The sequence below is a fragment of the Hydrogenophaga sp. genome (assembly GCF_036675665.1).
Lineage (GTDB): Bacteria > Pseudomonadota > Gammaproteobacteria > Burkholderiales > Burkholderiaceae_C > Hydrogenophaga.
Map to the genome: position 1 here is coordinate 1 of NZ_JAKFEO010000107.1, position 1,707 is coordinate 1,707.

The following is a 1,707-nucleotide window of genomic DNA, read 5'->3' on the forward strand; positions in this document are numbered from 1 at the left end:
AGCGGCACCAATGGCGCGCTGCTGGACGACAGCAGGATCCAGGTGTCCAGCGATGGGGGTGCCAGCTGGGCTTATGCCGCCGTCTCGGGCACGAGCTGGAGCTACGCCGATCCGGTCACTCACGCGGATGGCCCGGTCACCTACATCGCGCGCGTGGTCGACACCGCCGGCAACGTGGGCGCCTTTGACACCCGGGTGGTCACCATCGACACCACCGCGCCGGCCGCGAGCCAGCTCGTCGCCATCACGGCCATCAGCGATGACACCGGAGCGGGCAACGACTTCATCACCAGCGACACCACCCTGAGCGTCTCGGGCACCAATGTTGCCCTGGACAACGGCAACAAGATCCAGGTCAGCGTCAACGGCGGCGAGTGGGTCCTTGTGACCCAGGACAGCGCCACCAATTGGAGCTTCGACGACTCGGCCACCGAGCGCACCGGCGAGGTCACCTACAGCGTGCGCGTGGTCGACACCGCCGGCAACGTGGGCGCCTTCGACACCCGGGTGGTCACCATCACGGCTGCGCCGCCGGGCGCCAGCGAGGGGCTGACCATCACGGGCATCAGCACCGACACCGGCTCTTCGGATGCCGACTTCATCACCAGCGACACCCTCCTGGAGCTCAGGGGCACCATTGCCACGCTGGCGAGCGGCAGCAAGATTCAGGTGTCCAGCGACGGCGGTGGCAGCTGGAACTTCGCCGATGTCACGGGCAATACCTGGCACTACGCGGATCCCGTCAACCACGAAGGCGAGTTCACCTACAGCGTGCGCGTGCTGGACGCCCTGGGCAAGGGCGGTAATGTGGTCACCCAGCTCGTGCTGGTGGACACGCACGCCTCGGACCTGAGCGACAATGTCACGCTCACGATCCAGAGCATCGAAGACAGCGCCGGCGCGGTCACAGGCCCGGTGGCCGATGGGGCTTCCACCGACGACACGTCCCCTGCCTTGAGCGGAACGCTCAATGGAACCCTGACGGCGGGCGAATTCATCGCCATCTACCGCAACGGCGGCCTGATCGGCAAGGTCAGTCCCGTCAACGGCAACTGGAACTTCACCGACACCGGCCTGGCTGACGGTCCTCACCAATACAAGGCCTATGTCGAGGACATCGCGGGCAACCAGGGCGCGGCCAGCGGCACCTACACCATCACGGTGGACACCTCGGCCACGGACACCGGCCAATTGGCCATCACGCGCATCACCGAAGACACTGGCGCGAGCGCGAGCGACTTCATCACCCAGGACGACCAGCTGAGCGTCAGCGGCACCAATACCACGCTGGCGGCCAACAGCGTCATCGAGATCAGCTTCGACGGCACGTGGCACGGCGTGGTCCAGGACACCCCGACCCGCTGGCACTACGTCGATGACGTCATCCACCCGGCAGGCACGCTCACCTACACCGTGCGCGTGCTCGACACCGCCACGAACAACGTGCTTCAGTCCGTCAGCCAGGATGTCACCATCGACACCACGGCGCCTCTCGCGAGCGAGACTGTTGAGATCACGAAGATCACCATTGACAGCGGCTCCAGTGACACCGACTTCATCACGCGCGACCCCGTTCTGGAGATCAGCGGCACCAATGGCGCGCTGCTGGACGACAGCAGGATCCAGGTGTCCAGCGATGGGGGTGCCAGCTGGGCTTATGCCGCCGTCTCGGGCACGAGCTGGAGCTACGCCGATCCGGTCACTCAC

At 65.9% G+C, this 1,707-nt stretch carries 1 protein-coding gene; it reads left to right on the top strand.

All coding sequences use genetic code 11. The annotated features are described in order from the left end of the window. A partial coding sequence (locus V6M63_RS22890) for an Ig-like domain-containing protein (protein WP_332745667.1) occupies positions 1-1,707 on the top strand: 1,707 nt, incomplete at both ends.